At 61.0% G+C, this 17,657-nt stretch carries 11 protein-coding genes; 9 read left to right on the forward strand and 2 right to left on the reverse strand.

Annotated elements, in window-relative coordinates; translation table 11 throughout:
• Positions 1-322 precede the first annotated feature (322 nt).
• Entirely contained in the window at positions 323-2,161 is a 1,839-nt protein-coding gene (locus ACYZUC_RS30655) for a long-chain-acyl-CoA synthetase (protein WP_461992443.1), read from the forward strand.
• A gap of 96 nt (positions 2,162-2,257) precedes the next feature.
• Positions 2,258-2,776: an ankyrin repeat domain-containing protein gene (locus ACYZUC_RS30660; protein ID WP_223556689.1), complete on the forward strand. Its 519-nt coding sequence runs from the start codon at positions 2,258-2,260 to the stop codon at positions 2,774-2,776.
• Between the two features lie 1,002 nt (positions 2,777-3,778).
• On the opposite strand, the gene ACYZUC_RS30665 is transcribed toward ACYZUC_RS30660, so the two are convergent.
• Positions 3,779-5,119, reverse strand: coding sequence for a substrate-binding domain-containing protein (locus ACYZUC_RS30665; protein WP_461992445.1), 1,341 nt, complete (start codon positions 5,117-5,119; stop codon positions 3,779-3,781).
• Positions 5,120-5,269: 150 nt separating this feature from the next.
• Positions 5,270-6,082, reverse strand: coding sequence for an exodeoxyribonuclease III (xthA, locus tag ACYZUC_RS30670; RefSeq protein WP_461992447.1), 813 nt, complete (start codon positions 6,080-6,082; stop codon positions 5,270-5,272).
• Positions 6,083-6,400: 318 nt separating this feature from the next.
• Here xthA and ACYZUC_RS30675 point away from each other — a divergent pair, with 318 nt between their 5' ends.
• From ACYZUC_RS30675 to ACYZUC_RS30705, 7 genes are all read left to right on the forward strand, one after another.
• Positions 6,401-7,051 carry a GNAT family N-acetyltransferase gene (locus ACYZUC_RS30675; protein ID WP_192227319.1) on the forward strand — a complete coding sequence of 217 codons (651 nt, stop codon included), beginning with the start codon at positions 6,401-6,403 and terminating at the stop codon, positions 7,049-7,051.
• 67 nt (positions 7,052-7,118) lie between these two features.
• Positions 7,119-8,846 (forward strand): autotransporter assembly complex protein TamA, encoded by a 1,728-nt coding sequence (locus ACYZUC_RS30680; protein ID WP_461992449.1) that lies wholly within the window; start codon positions 7,119-7,121, stop codon positions 8,844-8,846.
• Entirely contained in the window at positions 8,843-12,511 is a 3,669-nt protein-coding gene (locus tag ACYZUC_RS30685) for a translocation/assembly module TamB domain-containing protein (protein WP_461992450.1), read from the forward strand. Before ACYZUC_RS30680 ends, ACYZUC_RS30685 begins: the two co-directional genes overlap by 4 nt.
• Positions 12,512-12,747: 236 nt before the next feature.
• Complete coding sequence (locus tag ACYZUC_RS30690) at positions 12,748-13,221, forward strand: MarR family winged helix-turn-helix transcriptional regulator (RefSeq protein WP_008032787.1); 474 nt, start codon at positions 12,748-12,750, stop codon at positions 13,219-13,221.
• On the forward strand, positions 13,218-14,687 hold the full coding sequence (locus tag ACYZUC_RS30695) for an efflux transporter outer membrane subunit (RefSeq protein WP_461992452.1): 1,470 nt from the start codon (positions 13,218-13,220) through the stop codon (positions 14,685-14,687). The genes ACYZUC_RS30690 and ACYZUC_RS30695 overlap by 4 nt, the downstream gene beginning before the upstream one ends.
• Before the next feature lie 15 nt (positions 14,688-14,702).
• Positions 14,703-15,905 carry an HlyD family secretion protein gene (locus ACYZUC_RS30700; protein WP_461992454.1) on the forward strand — a complete coding sequence of 401 codons (1,203 nt, stop codon included), beginning with the start codon at positions 14,703-14,705 and terminating at the stop codon, positions 15,903-15,905.
• A 169-nt stretch (positions 15,906-16,074) separates the two neighbouring features.
• Positions 16,075-17,604 carry a DHA2 family efflux MFS transporter permease subunit gene (locus ACYZUC_RS30705; protein ID WP_461992456.1) on the forward strand — a complete coding sequence of 510 codons (1,530 nt, stop codon included), beginning with the start codon at positions 16,075-16,077 and terminating at the stop codon, positions 17,602-17,604.
• The last annotated feature ends 53 nt before the right edge of the window (positions 17,605-17,657 follow it).

Here is a 17,657-nt window from a genome sequence, read left to right on the forward strand (position 1 = left end):
CTCCGTAAGCTCTTGAATGGCAAGCATGCAGAGGTAGTTGCAGTGATTGTGCCAGCACCTTATTTTTTAAAAATCGTTATAAATCAATAAGTTGGTTTTAGGCCAAATTTTTGCTTTCGTGCAATCTGCATGAATGGCCATCGTGCATCCTGCATTTTGCGGGGTCGATGTCGGTTCGATGGAACCATTCACATCCTCCGGGTTCGCGTTTTTCGCGGATACAAAACATTTCAAAAACCGCGTGTACAGCTCAAGAACCGTTGACGTATTTTCGGGCTCAATCACCGTCGCCCGACAATAAAAAGATCGAACGGGAGCACCCATGAGCCGCACGACGAACGACACGATTACCTGGGGCATGATGCTCCGCAAGCTGCCGTCCATTGCCAAAGCCATCCCCCGGGTGGTGAAAGGCATGAAAGCCGCCAACGTCAAGGACCCGACCCAACCGTGTGGCCTGGGCTGGAGCTTCGAACAAGCGACGTTGCGCAATCCCGCCGGCCCGGCCTTGCTCCAGGGCGCGGTGGTGCTCACGTATTCGGAAGTCAATCAATGGGCCAATCGCATCGCCCATCACTTGATTGCCCAAGGCATCGGCAAGGGCGACGTGGTCGCGGTGTTCATCGAAAACCGCCCGGAACTGTTGGTGAACATATTGGCGGTGGCCAAGGTCGGGGCGATCAGTGCCTTGCTCAACACTTCTCAAACCCGCGATACCCTGGCCCACAGCCTGAACCTGGTGGCGCCGGCAGCGATCATTGTCGGAGAGGAGCTGGTACCGGCGTTTGCGGCAGTGCGCGAACGGGTCTCGATCGACGTGGCGCGCACCTGGTTCGTCGCCGACCAGGACACCTACCGCCAACCGGGCATTGCCCCCGACGGTTTCATCAACCTGATGACCGCGATTGCCGACAGCCCCAGCGACAACCCTGCGAGCAGTCAGCAGGTTTTTTTCGACGACCCGTGTTTCTACATCTACACCTCGGGCACCACTGGGTTGCCCAAGGCCGGGGTGTTCAAACATGGGCGCTGGATGCGCAGCTCGGCCAGTTTCGGCTTGATCGCGCTGGACATGCGCCCCGAGGACATCGTCTATTGCACCTTGCCGCTGTATCACGCCACCGGGTTGTGCGTGTGCTGGGGATCGGCCATCAGCGGCGCCTCCGGGTTTGCCATCCGCCGCAAGTTCAGCGCCAGCCAGTTCTGGAGCGACGTGCGCAATTACCGCGCGACCACCCTCGGTTACGTCGGCGAATTGTGCCGCTACCTCGTGGATCAACCGCCCAGCGCCGACGACAACCAGCACGGCGTGACGAAGATGATCGGCAACGGCCTGCGCCCCGGCGCATGGCACGAATTCAAGACGCGCTTTGGCGTGAATCACATCTGCGAGTTGTACGCGGCCAGCGACGGCAATATCGGTTTCACCAACATCCTCAACTTCGACAACACCGTCGGGTTTTCCCTGATGTCCTGGGAGCTGGCGGCCTACGACCATGACAGCGGCGCGCCGACGCGTGACGCCAACGGCTTCATGCGCAAGGTGGCCAAGGGGGAGCAGGGGTTGTTGCTGGCGAAGATCGACGACAAGGCGCCGCTGGATGGCTACACCGATCCGCAGAAGACTGAAAAAGTCGTGCTGCACGACGTGTTCGAGAAGGGTGACCGTTACTTCAACACCGGTGACCTGCTGCGCAACATCGGTTTTGGCCACGCGCAGTTCGTCGACCGTTTGGGTGACACTTATCGCTGGAAGGGTGAAAACGTCTCGACCACCGAGGTCGAAAACATCCTGCTGCAACACCCGAATATTTCCGAAGCCGTGGCTTATGGCGTGGAGGTCCGCAACACCAACGGGCGCGCCGGGATGGCGGCGATCACGCCCGCCGAGTCCCTGGCGACCCTGGATTTCAGCGAGCTGCTGGCCTTCGCCCGTGAACAAATGCCGGCGTATGCGGTGCCGCTGTTCCTGCGGGTGAAAGTGAAGATGGAGACCACCGGCACCTTCAAATACCAGAAGACCCGGCTCAAGGACGAAGCCTTCGACCCTGGCAAAACCGGCGACGACCCGATCTATGCCTGGCTGCCAGGGACCGACACTTACGTGCAGGTCAACGAACAATTGCTGGCGGATATTCACGGCGGCAAGTACCGCTATTGATTGTGGCTATGGCGTGCCTTGAGAAAAAACAAGTGACAGTGTCGGGGGCGCTCGGGAAACTGTCGGCTTTGCGAATAACTGTATGTGGAGTTTCCAATGTCCGATCAAAGCCGCCAGATGACCCCCGAAGAAGCCGCCGAATTTGCCGAACAGGTTTTCAACAAGGCGCGCGAGGGCGATGCGGCGATGATGGCTGCGCTGCTGACCAAAGGCCTGCCGCCGAACCTGCGCAACCACAAGGGTGACACGTTGCTGATGCTGGCCGCTTACCACGGCCATGTGGACACGGTGAAAGTGCTGCTTGAGCACAAGGCCGATCCGGAAATCCGCAACGACAACGGCCAGAGTCCGATTGCCGGCGCGGCGTTCAAGGGTGACCTGGCGGTGGTCAAGGCGTTGGTCGAGGGTGGCGCGCTGGTGGAAGGTGCATCGTTTGACGGTCGCACGGCGTTGATGATGGCGGCGATGTTCAACCGTGTGGAAATCGTTGATTACCTGATCAGCAAAGGGGCTGATCCTAAGGCCAAGGATGCCAATGGGGTTTCGGCGTTGGATGCTGCGAAAACGCTGGGTGCGGTGGATACCGTTGTGCAATTGGAGAAGCTGCTGGGCTGAGCGTAACTCTTGTAGGAGTGAGCCCGGCTTGCCGGCGATGGCTGTGTGGCAGGCGCCTGGTTTTTCGATGGTGTACATATCCGTTGCTGCGGTCACGGCGGCTATTGGTTTCGCCCTTACGGCGAGTCACTTGGAGAAGCGCCAAGTAACCAAGCGCTTTTGCCCCTTTCGTTCGGTGGCTCGCTAATGCTCGCCATGCCCTCGCTCCGGTCCTGCTCCGTGGGCCCGCCGCGATCGGCCATCCCTGGCCGTGCGCGGCTAACCCGGCATCCATGCCGGGTTGCCCACTGCGCAGAACCTGCGCTCAGCCTCTCGAGGGGGCGACCACCGCCACAGCCGCCGAGGCGGCCTGAAAGCCGACCTGGCTATTTGGTCGACCGCGTTGTCCTTCTCTGCTGCACTCACTCATTCCGAATCTGTACACCGATCCCCTGTAGGAGCCGGCTTGCTGGCGATGGCGTCCGTCCAGCCAATGCACACGTTGACTGACCCTCCGCCATCGCCAGCAAGCCGGCTCCTACAGTTGATCGTGGACATAACGAAAACCTATGCATTTCCCTTGTAGGAGCCAGCTTGCTGGCGATGGACGCCAACGATAACGCGTGCTGTCTGAATGAACGCGTTGCCCAGACGCTTTTCGCCGGCAAGCCGGCTCCTACAGGGAATCCCATACGCTTTTGATTTCCACCACTCATCAGGCCGAGCGTTAGCTCGCCTTTCGCTTTTGATCTTGAGGTACACGCCCCCTCGAGAGGCCGAGTGGAGGTTCTGCGCAGTGGGCAACCCGGCAAGGATGCCGGGTTAGCCGCCCCCGGCCATGGATGGCCGATGGCGGCGGGCCCACGGAGCAGGACCGGAGCGAGGGCATGGCGAGCATTAGCGAGCCACCGAACGAAAGGGGCAAGAGCCCTTGGTTACTTGGGGCTTTTCCAAGTGACTCGCCGTAAGGGCGAAACCGTCAGCTGCCGTTACCGCAGCAACGGATATACACACAATACCCAATCAATACACCCAAACCTCAACCCGCCGATTCTTGATCCGCCCCTCATCCGCACTATTGGCCGCCACCGGCATCTCGGCGCCAAAACCGCGAATCTCGCGAAACACCACGCCGCTTTTCACCAACTCCCGCCGCACCGCCATGGCCCGCAATTTCGACAGCAGGTCAGCCCGCGCCGGATCGCTCTTGGCGTCGCCAAACCCCACCAGCGACACCTGCCGGTTGGTTTTCTGGTTCTGCTGAAGGTAATCAAGCACCCGCGTCAGATCCTGTCGGGCCTTGTTGTCCAGCGTCGCGCTGCCTTCTTCGAAACGGAAATTCACGGTCAAGCGCTGGGCGTGGCGGCTGAGCGCCTGATAACCCTCGGGCATCAATGCATTGGGCGTAACGGCCATCGCCTGGACGGTCTGGGCTATAAACCCGTTGGCCGCGACGATGGCCTGGCCGTTGCTGCTTTGCGCAAACGCTACCAACGCTTCGGCCCAAGGGTTTTTGGCGTCGGGCGGCAGGTAAAAGAACAGCCGCCGCGACAACGGATAGTCTTCCGTGGCGATCAGACTGTTAAGCGGCGGCATCGCCTGGGATTGGCCATCGACGATCGCCACGGCTTTGGCCTGACGCACGTAGGGCAGGCCGATAAAACCGATGCCTTGCGGGTCGAGGCTGACCGCGTCGGACAATTGCTCGCTGGATTCAAAACGTTTCGCTGCGCTGTTCAGCGTTTTCCCACGACGGCTGAGGACCACTTCCTTAAACGTGTCGTACGTGCCCGATTGATCATCCCGTGCATACAGGTGAATGGCTCCGCCGCTGCCGCCGAGTTCCTCCCAGGTCTTCGCTTCGCCGCTGAAGATTTGCGCCAGTTGTTCGGTGTTGAGTTGATTAAGCGGGTTTTGCGGATGAAGGATGATTGCCAGGCCGTCAATGGCGATGACCTGCTCGGCGCCGGGGCTCTTCAGATCACCGAGGGATTGCAGGGCCAGCAGTTCGCTGTCCTTGATCGGGCGCGAAGAGGCGGCGAGGTCCGCCGTGGCGTTTTTCAGGGCGGTGAAACCGGTGCTGGAACCGTGGGCCGCGATGTCCACCATAACCCGGCGGCCCTGAGTCGTTTCGCCGACCACCCGCAATTCGTTGGCTTTGTCCGGGGTTTCGCTGTGGACCTTGAGCAAGCCTTGCTCGCGCATCAAGCCCTCGACCAGCGCCGGGCCCAATGCCGCGCCAATGGTGTTGGAACCCTGGATGCGCAGCACCGGTCCCTGTTTAGGCGTCGGCAAGTCACCGGCCGACGCGGTGATGGGCAGCCCGGCGCACAGCATTAACAAGAAGAAAACGCGCAGCGTCATGCCGGCACCTTTAAAGAACAAAGAAAGTGCCGGGAGATTAAGTCAGTAAGGTTTCTGAAAGATGACAAATAAAAAGATCGCAGCCTGCGGCAGCTCCTACAGGACTGGTACATCCGTGTAGGAGCTGCCGCAGGCTGCGATCTTTTGCTTTTAGCTCAACTCAAGCCAGATCGGCGCGTGGTCCGACGGTTTTTCCATCCCGCGCAGTTCGTAATCCACGCCGGCATCCTTCACTCGCGGCAACAATCCGTGGGACGCCATGATCACGTCAATCCGCAGCCCGCGCTTCGGCTCATCCTCAAAGCCACGGCTGCGGTAGTCGAACCAGCTGAATCGGTCGGCCACGTCCGGGTTCAGGTGACGGAAGCTGTCCACCAGGCCCCAGTTCTTCAAGCGTGTCATCCACTCGCGTTCTTCCGGCAGGAAGCTGCATTTGCCGGTTTTCAGCCAGCGCTTCATGTTGTCCGGGCCGATACCGATGTCGCAGTCTTCCGGGGAAATGTTCACATCGCCCATCACCACCAGCGGCTGTTCGTTGTTGAACTGGCTTTCCAGCAAGTGCTGCAGGTCGTTGTAAAAACGTTCCTTGGCCGGGAATTTGGTCGGATGGTCGCGGCTTTCACCTTGTGGGAAATAGCCGTTCATGATGGTCACCGGCACGCCATTGGCGTCGGCGAAGGTGCCCCAGATGAAGCGGCGCTGGGCGTCTTCTTCATCGGTGACGAAACCTTTGTGCAGTTCCAGCGGTTCCTTGCGCGAGAGCAGGGCGACGCCGTAGTGACCTTTTTGCCCATGGAAATACACGTGATAGCCCAGCGCCTGGATCTCGGCCAGCGGGAACTGATCGTCGTGGACCTTGGTTTCCTGCAGGCCGATCACGTCCGGCTGATGCTTTTCGATCAGCGCCGCCAGCTGATGAGGACGAGCGCGCAGCCCGTTGATGTTGAAGGAGACGATCTTCATGGTCGGCAGTCCTGGCAAAAGGGCGATGCTAGCTGACCTGTGGGATTGGGGCCAGTGTGGGGTGAGGGGATTCGCTGTGTTCTGTCAGATCTTTGTTGGCTGCTCGGGCCTCTTCGCGGGCAAGCCTCGCTCCTACAGGTTCACATTTTTTGTGTAGGGCACCGGTCATGTAGGAGCGAGGCTTGCCCGCGAAGAGGCCAGTTCAGTCGATGAAGATCCTGACTTGGTCTATACCTGTCTGGGGAACTGTGAAGCCACCCACACGCTCGTACCAATAAGAGCGCAGCCACCCGAGCCGCGCCGGGGAGAATGACCGTTATGCCCGAAACCTCGACCGTCATCGCCGATATCCATATGCTCGACAGCGGCTATTCCCGCGAAGCCCGCTCCCTGTTGTACCAGGCCTACCGCCACGAGCCGACCTTCGGTTACCTCTTCGAAGCCGAACGTCCCGGTTATGAACAGCGGGTGCGCGCCACCGTGCGGGAACTGGTCAAGCAACACTTTCTGCAGGACTTGCCGGCCATCGGCCTGCTGGTCAACGATCGCTTGATCGGTATCGCGCTGATCGCGCCGCCGCAACGACGCCTGGGCATCACCGAAAGCTGGGCGTGGCGCCTGCGGATGGTGCTCAGCACCGGGTTTCGCTGCACCCGCCGCTACCTCGAATACCACGACGCGGTGATGGCCTGCGTGCCGTCCGACTCGGTGCACCTGCTGCCATTGCTGGGGGTTCACCCGCAATTTCAGGGCAAGCACTTCGGCGAACAACTGCTGCAGGCGGTCCATAACTGGTGCGCGGTCGACGAGCATTCCCAGGGTGTAGTCCTCGATACCGGGAATCCGCGTTATCTGGAGTTCTATAAACGTCAGGGCTACGAGGAAATCGGTGAAGTAGCGGTAGGACCGATCCGCGAGCACGTGTTTTTCCACGCCAACCCACAGGTGCTGCAAACCGCCTCGGCATAAAACGGTAGAACTTTCGCGGGGCGCGAGGCTCTATCACGCTCCCACGCTCGTGATAGCATCCGCGCCTATGAAGTTTCCAGGAAGAATTACCAGCGGCGTGCTGATGCTGATCACCAGCTGCGCGGCGCTGGCCCAAAGTGAATTGGATGTGCGGATCAAACCGTCCAACGATGAACTGAAGGCCAATATAGAGGGCTATATTGGCAGCCTCGGCGATCGTGACGAAGAAGCCTTGTTGCGCTTCAGTCGTGGCGCCGAAGAACAGGCGCGCAAGGCCGCGCAGGCCTTGGGTTATTACCAGCCACAGATCGACACGGACGTGAAGGGCGGCAAGACACCGCGCCTGGTCATGAACATCGATCCCGGCGAGCCTGTGCATTTACGCAATGTCACTATTCGCATCGACGGTCCTGCGGCCTCCCTCAAAGCCTTTCGTGTGCCAAAAAGCAATGCGCTGAAAACCGGCGCGGTGCTCAATCATGGCCGCTACGAAGACGCCAAGCGGCTGATCCAGAACCAGGCCTCGCGTTACGGTTTCTTCAGTGGTTATTTCACCAGCCAGAAATTGGCGGTCGACCCGCGAGCCGGCGTTGCCGACATCGAACTGATCTACGAAAGCGGCCCGCGTTACACCTTGGGTAAAGTCAGTTTCGAAGGCGATACGCCGTTCGATGAAGAGTTGCTGCAACGCATGGTGCCGTTCAAGGCCGGTGCGCCGTATGACTCCGAACTGATCGCCGAACTCAATCAGAACCTGCAATCGAGCGGCTATTTCGAAGGCGTGCGCGTCGACGCGGCGCCGACGGCGTCCAAGAACGATGTGATCCCGGTGGACGTCAAGCTCGACACCCGCAAGCCACGGACCATGGGCCTAGGCCTTGGTTTTTCCACAGACGTCGGCCCACGGGTCAAGGCCAACTGGACCCGGCACTGGGTCAACCCTCAAGGCCACAGCTATGGCTGGGAAACCGAAGTCTCGGCGCCTCGGCAAAACGTCGGGCTGTTCTATGACATTCCGCTGGACCCGCCGCTGACCGACAAACTGCGCTTCGCCGGTGGTTATCAGAGTGAAGAAATTGCCGACAAGGACAGCCTGAGCAAACTGCTGACCCTCGGCCCCGAATGGCACAGCAAGTTGCCCAGCGGCTGGCAGCGAGTGGTGTCGCTGAAATGGCAGCGCGAAGAATATCGACTCGGCGATGACTCGGGGCTGAGCAATCTGCTGATGCCCGGCGTCAGCTATTCCTACCTGAAAAGCGACAACCGCATCGACCCGCACAACGGCTATCGCCTGCAGTTCGAAACCAAAGTGGCCAAGGAAGGCTTGGGCTCCGACAACAACCTTGTCTACGGCACGGCGCTGGTGAAAGGCCTGACCACGGTGTTCGATAAACACCGTTTCCTCGGTCGGGTGCAGGTGGGTGGAAGCGCCACCAATGGCTACAATTCGGTACCGCCGTCGCTGCGCTTCTTCGCCGGTGGCGATCAGAGCGTGCGCGGTTACGACTACCAGAGCCTGTCCCCGGAAAACTCCGAGGGCGATCGCATCGGTGGCCGCTACATGATTGCCGGCAGCGTCGAGTATCAATATTCCATCGCCGAAAAATGGCGGGTCGCGACGTTCGTCGACCAGGGCAATTCCTTCAACAAACTCGAACTGCCCAATCTCAAGACCGGCGTAGGTATCGGCGTGCGCTGGGTGTCGCCGGTGGGGCCGATTCGCCTCGACCTGGCTCACGCGATGGACGACGACGGCGGTATTCGATTGCACTTTTCCATGGGGCCTGAGCTGTGAAGCGTGGTTTGAAAGTAACGCTGCTGGCGATTCTGGCGCTGCTGATGCTGGTGCTGCTGGCCGTGACCACGGTGCTGGGCACCGCGACAGGCAGCCGCTGGGCACTCGGCTTTGTGCCGGGTTTGACCGTCGAGAATTTCCAGGGCCGTCTGGGTGGTCAGTGGAGCGCCGATCATCTGGTCTGGCAGCAAGGCACCAGCCGGGTTGAGCTGAGCAAGGTGATTTTCGCCTGGTCGCCGTTGTGCCTGACGCGCATGGCCCTGTGCATCGAGCAACTGAAAACCGACCAGGTCAGCCTGCAATTTCCACCGGGCCCTGAAGAGCAGAGCAGTGGACCGATCACCTTGCCGGACCTGAAATTGCCACTGGCCATCGAGCTGGGCGACGTGCAGGTCGGCAGCTTGCTGTTCAACGGCAGCGAAGAACTCAAAGGCCTGCAACTGGCGGCGCACTGGACCGAGCAGGGGATGCAGATCGACTCCGTGCAACTGCAACGCGACGACCTCAGCCTGAACCTGTCCGGCCTCCTGCAACCCAACGGCAACTGGCCGCTCAAGGCTGAAGGCAAACTGACCCTGCCAGCGCCCGAGCCCTGGGCGCTGACGCTGAAAATCAACGGCGACCTGCTGAAAACCCTGAAGCTCACCGCCGACAGCAGCGGTTACCTGAACGGCCAACTGACCGGCGAGTTGCAGCCGCTGGCGGACAACCTGCCGGCCAAGGTGCGGATCGTCGCCGACGGCTTCAAACCCAGTGCGGACCTGCCGGACACCCTGCAACTCAATCAGCTTGAACTGACCGGCGACGGCGATCTGAAAAACGGCTACCAGTTGCGCGGCAACGCCACGCTGCCTGCCGAGCAAGGCCCGGTTGCACTGATGCTGCAAGGCAAAGTCGACGCCAACGGCGCGCAGATCGCCGCGCTGGACCTGACCGCCAACGACAAACAAAGTCTCAAGCTCACGGGCGTTCTGGACTGGAGTAAAGGCCTGAACGCCACGGCGAAAATCGACTGGCTGGATTTCCCCTGGCACCGGCTCTATCCGCTGATCGACGAACCTGAAGTGGCATTGCGCAGCTTCAACGGCGAAGTCTCCTACACCGACGGCAAATACCTCGGCAACTTCAAGGCTGCGCTGGATGGCCCGGCCGGAGCGTTCAGCCTGAGCAGCCCGTTCGCTGGCGACCTGACGAAAATCTACCTGCAACAAATCCAGCTCGAAGCCGGGCAGGGCAAGGCCGAAGGCCACCTGAACCTGCAATTTGCCGATGGCATTGCCTGGGACACCGCGCTGGACCTGTCGGCGATCAACCCGGCGTACTGGGTCGCGGAATTGCCGGGTACCCTGGCCGGTCCGTTGCGCAGCAAAGGCGAGATGAAGAATGAAAAACTCAGCCTGAACGCGGACCTCGATCTGAAGGGCAAACTGCGTGGCCAACCGGCCATCCTGCAAGCCAAGGCCGATGGCAGCGGCGAGCAATGGAACCTCAGCGCGCTGCAAATCCGCCTCGGCGACAACAGCATCACCGGCAAGGGCAGTCTGCAACAGAAACTCGCCGGCCAGATCGACATCAAGCTGTCGCGCCTGGCGCAGCTGTGGCCGCAACTGCGCGGCCAGCTCAATGGTCGCGTCGATGTCGCCGGCACGCTCAAGGCACCACAAGGCAAGCTCGGGCTGCAAGGCACGCAACTGGCGTTCGAAGACAATCGCCTGCAAAGCCTGAACCTCGACGCCACGCTCGACAGCGCGCAACGGGCGAAAATCGATTTCAAGGGCTCGGGCATTCAGGCCGGCGACACGTCGCTGGGCACGCTGACGGCCAGCGGTCAGGGCGATATCAAAAACCAGAAACTGACACTCGACCTGCAAGGCCCGCAACTGAAACTGGCCCTGGGCCTCGACGGCAATCTGGACAAAGGCAACTGGCGCGGACGTTTGGCCAGCGGTGATATTCAGGCCGGTGGCCAGGACTGGAAGCTGCAAAACCCGGCGAAACTCGAACGGCTGGCGGACGGCAAAATCAATTTCGGCGCCCATTGCTGGATGTCCGGCCCGGCCAGTTTGTGCGGTGAAGACCAGCGCCTGATGCCGGAACCGAAGCTGCGTTATCACCTCAAGCAATTCCCGATTGAAAGCCTTGCGCAATGGCTGCCGAAGGATTTCGCCTGGAAGGGCCGGCTCAACGCCGACCTGCAACTGGACCTGCCGGCCAGCGGCCCGAACGGCCAGATCAGCCTCGATGCCAGCGGCGGCACCCTGCGCATCAAGGAAAAGGATCAGTGGCTGGACTTCCCCTACCAGACCCTGAAACTCACCAGCAAACTCACGCCCAAGCGCATCGACACCGACCTCAACTTCGTCGGCGGCAAGCTCGGCGAATTGAGTGTGCAGGCACAGATCAATCCATTGCCGAAGAACAAACCGCTGACCGGGGCGTTCCGCCTCAATGGCCTCGACCTGTCCGTGGCGCGACCGTTTGTGCCGATGGTCGAGAAGCTCACCGGACGCCTGAATGGCAGCGGCACGATTTCCGGTGGTCTGCTGGCGCCTTTGGTCAACGGCAATCTGTTGCTCAGCGACGGCGAGATTTCCGGCCCTGAATTGCCGATGGACCTTGAGGCGTTGCAGCTTCAAGCGCTGATCGCCGGCGAAACCGTGCAGTTGAACGGTGGCTGGAAAAGCGGCAAGAGCGGGCAGGGCAGTTTGACCGGCAGCATCGCCTGGGGTCAGGCGCTGGTGGTGGACCTGGCGCTCAAAGGCACGCAATTGCCGGTCACTGTCGAACCGTACGCCAAGCTCGAAGTGGCGCCGGACTTGAAGATTTCGATGAAGGGCGACGAACTGGCCATCGCTGGCAAAGTGCTGGTGCCAAAAGGCGAAATCACCGTGCGCGAGTTGCCGCCATCGACGGTCAAGATCTCTGATGACACGGTGATCATTGGCGCGCAGACCGAAGAGGGCAAACCGCCGCTGGCGATGAAAATGGACATCGACGTGGCGGTCGGCGAAGACAAACTCAGCTTCGCCGGGTTTGGCCTGACTGCCAACCTGCAAGGGCACGTGCACATCGGCGACAACATGGACACCCGCGGCGAGTTGTGGCTCAACGACGGGCGTTACCGGGCCTATGGCCAGCGGCTGACAGTGCGTCGGGCGCGTTTGCTGTTTGCCGGCCCGATCGATCAGCCGTACCTGGACATCGAGGCGATTCGCCAGACCGACGACGTCATCGCCGGTATTCGCCTGAGCGGCAGCGCCGAGCAGCCGACCACGCAGATCTTCTCCGAGCCGGCGATGAGTCAGGAACAGGCCTTGTCCTATCTGGTGCTCGGGCGTCCGCTGAGCACCACCGGTGAAGACAACAACATGCTGGCGCAGGCTGCGCTGGGGTTGGGCCTGATGGGCAGTTCCGGGGTGACCGGCAAACTGGCCAGCGATCTGGGGATTCAGGATTTCCAGCTCGACACCGAGGGCAGCGGCAATACGACAAGTGTGGTCGCCAGCGGCAATATCTCCGAGAAGCTCAGCCTGCGATATGGCGTTGGCGTGTTTGAGCCGGCCAACACCATTGCCCTGCGCTACAAGCTGAGCAAGAAGGTGTACCTCGAAGCGGCGGGTGGCGTGGCCAGTTCGCTGGATATCTTTTACAAGCGGGATTTTTAACGCCCGTCCTCTCCAAAACCAAGTCGCTTTCTTCGCGGGCAAGCCTCGCTCCTACAGGGGTTACACCGAACCTGTAGGAGCGAGGCTTGCCCGCGAAGGCGTCATTGCGCCTGCCACAAAATCCGCACCATTTATCCGTCAAATACAAAGCAACCTAACTATTACGTTGACATTGGCTGCCTAGGCAGTAACATCTCGACATACATTCTCTGCCTAGGCAGCTAATTGGTGGTCAGATGAAACATTTCACCCCGGACGAATTCAAGAACTGCCATCTCGGTCTCCTGCTTGGGCGCGCTGCGCTGCTCAAGGACCGGATCATCGACACGCACATGGAACCCCACGGCATCACCGCCGCGCAGTTCAAAGTGCTGATCATCATCGCCCAATACGGCGTCGATACTCCGGCCGAACTGTGCCGGCACCTGTCGCTCGACAGTGGCTCGATGACCCGCATGCTCGATCGTCTGGAACAGAAAGGTTTCCTCGCCCGCCAACGCTCCGAAGCGGACCGCCGTCAGGTGCAGCTTGTGTTAACTGAGCAAGGCCAGCAGTTGGCTGACCGCTTGCCGGTGATCGGCGCCGACGCCATGAACGAACTGGCCGGCGCGATCACGCCTGATGAGCTGAAAACCCTGGAACAGATCCTGAAGAAAATTTTGGTGGCAGCCGGTGACTCGATCACGCTGCTGCGGGTAGGTGACAAATGAGCAGCAAAACCTTGCGCGCCGGCCTGAGCCTGGTGCTCGCGGCCATGACCCTGGCCGGATGCGCCAGCTACAGCGGCCTGACCACCGAAGGCAAAAGCCTCGATGCGAAAACCCTCAAGGCCGGGCAATCCCTCAGCGGCGTGACCCTGTCGCCTGCGGCCTGGCCGAAAAGCGACTGGTGGAAAAGCCTCGGCGACCCGCAGCTCGACGGTCTGATCCGCGAAGCCCTGCACGACAGCCCCGACATGCAGATCGCCGACGCCCGTGCTCATCAGGCCAGCGCCGCCGCGTATGCCGCCGACGCTGCGCGGATGCCGACCCTCGATGCCAGCGCCGGCGTCAGCCGTTCGCGTCTGGCCCGGGATCAAGACCCGAGGGGCGAGGGCGATGCCTACTCCACCGTGCGTAACATCGGTGCCAGCTTCAACTACAACTTCGACCTCTGGGGCGGTCAGCGCGACGCCTGGGAAGCCGCGTTGGGCCAGGCCCGCGCTGCCGAAGTCGATCAGCAGGCCGCTCAGTTGACGTTGTCTGCCGACGTCGCCCGCGCCTACAGCGATCTGGGTCAGGCGCACATCGTTTATGACCTGGCCAACGAAGACCTCAAACGCACCCGGCAAATGCTCGACCTGAGCCAGCGTCGCCTGAGTTCCGGGATCGACAGTCAGTACCAGTTCCAGCAAACCGAAAGCCTGGAAGCCACGTCTGAAGCCAGCCTGATCGACGCCGAGAAACGCCTGCAAAGCGCGAAAATCGCCCTGGCGGTATTGCTCGGCAAAGGCCCAGATCGCGGCAATGAAATCGCTCGGCCGAAGATTCTTCAGGCCAGCGCCGTCGCATTGCCGTCGGTCCTGCCCGCCGAGTTGCTCGGTCGCCGTCCCGATCTGGTGGCCGCGCGCTGGCGGGTCGAGGCGGCGAGCAAGAACATCGACGCCGGCAAGACCCGGTTCTATCCCAACCTGAACCTCGGCGCGGCGGCCGGTGCCGAATCGTTGCTGGGTGACGCGATGTTCGGTTCCGCCAGTCGTTTCTTCAACATCGCACCGACCATTTCCCTGCCGATTTTCGACGGTGGCCGCCTGCGTGCCGACCTCGATGCCCGCGACGCCGATTACGACCTCGCCGTTGCGCAGTACAACAAAAGCCTGGTGAAAGCCCTCGGTGATGTCAGCGACACCATCAATCAGTTGCGTGACATCGGCCGGCAGATCGGCGCTCAGCAGCACGCCACCGACATTGCCCAGGATTCTTACAACACCGTGGTCCAGCGGTACGGTTCCGGCATCGGCAACTACCTGGACGTGCTCAGCATCGAGCAGCAATTGCTCCAGGCCCAGCGTCAGCTGGCCAACCTGAATGCCGAGCAAATCGACCTGTCGATCCAACTGATGCAGGCGCTGGGCGGCGGTTTTCAGGGCGAAACCCTGACCGCGGCCAACGCAACCCCAGCCACGCAGCACAACTAATTCAAGGTAATGGTCATGGCCACTGCACAAAACATTCAAACCGCTGACAACAGTCCAGACACCAGCAACCCGCGCAAACGCAAAGTCATGCTGGTGGTCCTGGCCATCGTGGTGGTCCTCGCCGGTGTCGGCGTCTGGGGTTATCACGAATTCTTCGGGCGCTGGAACGAAAGCACCGACGACGCCTATGTGAACGGCAACGTGGTGGAAATCACTCCGCTGGTCACCGGCACCGTCGTGAGCATTGGCGCTGATGACGGCGACCTGGTCCATGAAGGCCAGGTGCTGGTGAATTTCGACCCGAACGACGCCGAAGTCGGTCTGCAAAGTGCCCAGGCCAATCTGGCGCGCACCGTGCGTCAGGTCCGCGGCTTGTACAGCAACGTCGACGGCATGAAAGCCCAGGTCAATGCCCAGCAAGCCGAAGTGCAGAAGGCTGAGGACAACTTCAACCGCCGGAAAAATCTCGCGGCGGGCGGGGCGATTTCCCAGGAAGAACTGTCTCACGCTCGCGATGACCTGACCTCGGCGCAAAACGCTTTGGCCAACGCCAAACAGCAACTGAAAACCACCAGCGCCCTGGTGGATGACACCGTGGTGTCGTCGCACCCGGACGTGATGTCGGCCGCCGCGCAATTGCGCCAGGCCTATCTGAACCATTCCCGCAGCACTCTGATTGCACCGGTGACCGGTTACGTCGCCAAGCGCTCGGTACAACTCGGTCAACGGGTTCAGCCGGGCACCGCGCTGATGGCCGTCATTCCACTGGATCAGTTGTGGATCGACGCCAACTTCAAGGAAACCCAACTGCGCGACATGCGCATCGGCCAACCGGTGGATATCCAGGCTGACCTGTACGGCAGCGACGTGAAATTCAGCGGCACCATCGACAGCCTCGGCGCGGGCACCGGCAGCGCGTTTGCCCTGCTGCCGGCGCAGAACGCCACCGGTAACTGGATCAAGATCGTCCAGCGTGTGCCGGTACGGATTCACATCAACGCCGAAGAACTGGCCAAGCACCCGTTGCGCGTGGGCCTGTCCACTCAGGTCGATGTGAACCTGCGCGACCAAAGCGGCCCGGTGCTGGCGCAACAGCCGCCGCAAAAGGCGTCGTTCAGCACCAACGTCTACGACCGTCAGTTGGCCGAGGCCGACGCGATGATCACGCAATTGATCCACGACAACAGCGCAGCGGTCAGCAAAACCGCGCAACGCTGATTCGCCATCACTCCGACCCTGTGGGAGTGAGACCGGCTTGCCGGCGATGGAGGATTAACATTCAACATCTTTGTTGATTGACCCACCGCTATCGCGAGCAGGCTCACTCCTACACGGTCAGCTGCGTCTGTAAAGGGCGCAGCGCCCATCAGGTTTCAAAGGATTCGCGATGAGCAATAACGCGTCTTTCACCCCGCCCAGCCTGCTGCTCAGTACCATCGGCCTGTCGCTGGCGACTTTCATGCAAGTGCTCGACACCACCATCGCCAACGTGGCGTTGCCGACGATTTCCGGCAACCTGGGCGTGAGTTCGGAGCAGGGCACCTGGGTGATCACCTCGTTTGCGGTGAGCAATGCGATTGCGCTGCCGCTGACGGGTTGGCTCAGTCGGCGCTTTGGCGAAGTGAAACTGTTTCTGTGGGCGACGATTCTGTTTGTGCTGGCTTCGTTTCTCTGCGGTATCTCCACTTCGATGCCGGAGCTGATTGGCTTTCGGGTGCTGCAAGGTCTGGTCGCCGGGCCGTTGTACCCGATGACCCAGACGCTGCTGATCGCGGTCTATCCCCCCGCCAGGCGCGGCATGGCCCTGGCGTTGCTGGCGATGGTCACGGTGGTGGCGCCGATTGCCGGGCCGATTCTGGGCGGCTGGATTACTGACAGTTATAGCTGGCCGTGGATCTTCTTCATCAACGTGCCGATCGGGGTTTTCGCGGTGATGGTGGTGCGTTCGCAGCTCAAGGCGCGGCCGGTGGTGACCAGTTATCAGCCAATGGATTACGTCGGTCTGATCACGTTGATCATCGGTGTCGGCGCGTTGCAGGTGATCCTCGACAAGGGCAACGACCTCGACTGGTTCGAATCGAATTTCATCCTCATCGGCGCGGCCATTTCCGCGATTGCGCTGGCGGTGTTCGTGATCTGGGAAATGACCGACAAACACCCGGTGGTCAACCTGCGCTTGTTCGCGTATCGCAACTTCCGCATCGGCACGATTGTGCTGGTGTTGGGTTACGCCGGGTTCTTCGGCATCAACCTGATCCTGCCGCAATGGCTGCAAACGCAGATGGGTTACACGGCAACGTGGGCCGGGCTGGCGGTGGCGCCGATCGGGATTCTGCCGGTGATCCTCTCGCCGTTTGTCGGCAAGTACGCGCACAAGTTCGACCTGCGGCTATTGGCGGGCCTGGCGTTCCTGGCGATTGGCCTCAGCTGCTTCATGCGCGCCGGGTTCACCAACGAGGTGGACTTCCAGCACATCGCTCTGGTGCAGTTGTTCATGGGCATTGGCGTGGCGCTGTTCTTCATGCCGACCTTGAGCATTTTGATGTCGGACCTGCCACCGAGCCAGATCGCCGATGGCGCGGGCCTCGCGACGTTCCTGCGGACCCTGGGCGGCAGTTTTGCGGCGTCGTTGACCACGTGGATCTGGATTCGTCGGGCGGATCAGCATCATGCCTACATGAGCGAAAGCATCAGCACCTACGAACCGGCGACCCGCGAGGCCTTGAATGCGCTGGGCGGTGCGAGCAACCCGGCGTATGCGCAGCTCGATCATGTGCTGACCAGTCAGGCGTACATGCTCTCCACCGTGGATTACTTCACGTTGCTGGGGTGGGCGTTCATGGGGTTGATCGTGCTGGTGTGGCTGGCGAAACCGCCGTTCGCGGCGAAGGCCGGGCCTGCGGCCTCCGGCCACTAGACCCACCGCAGACCCCCTGTAGGAGCGAGGCTTGCCCGCGAAGGCGGCGTGTC

Source organism: Pseudomonas sp. GT1P32 (assembly GCF_054897805.1).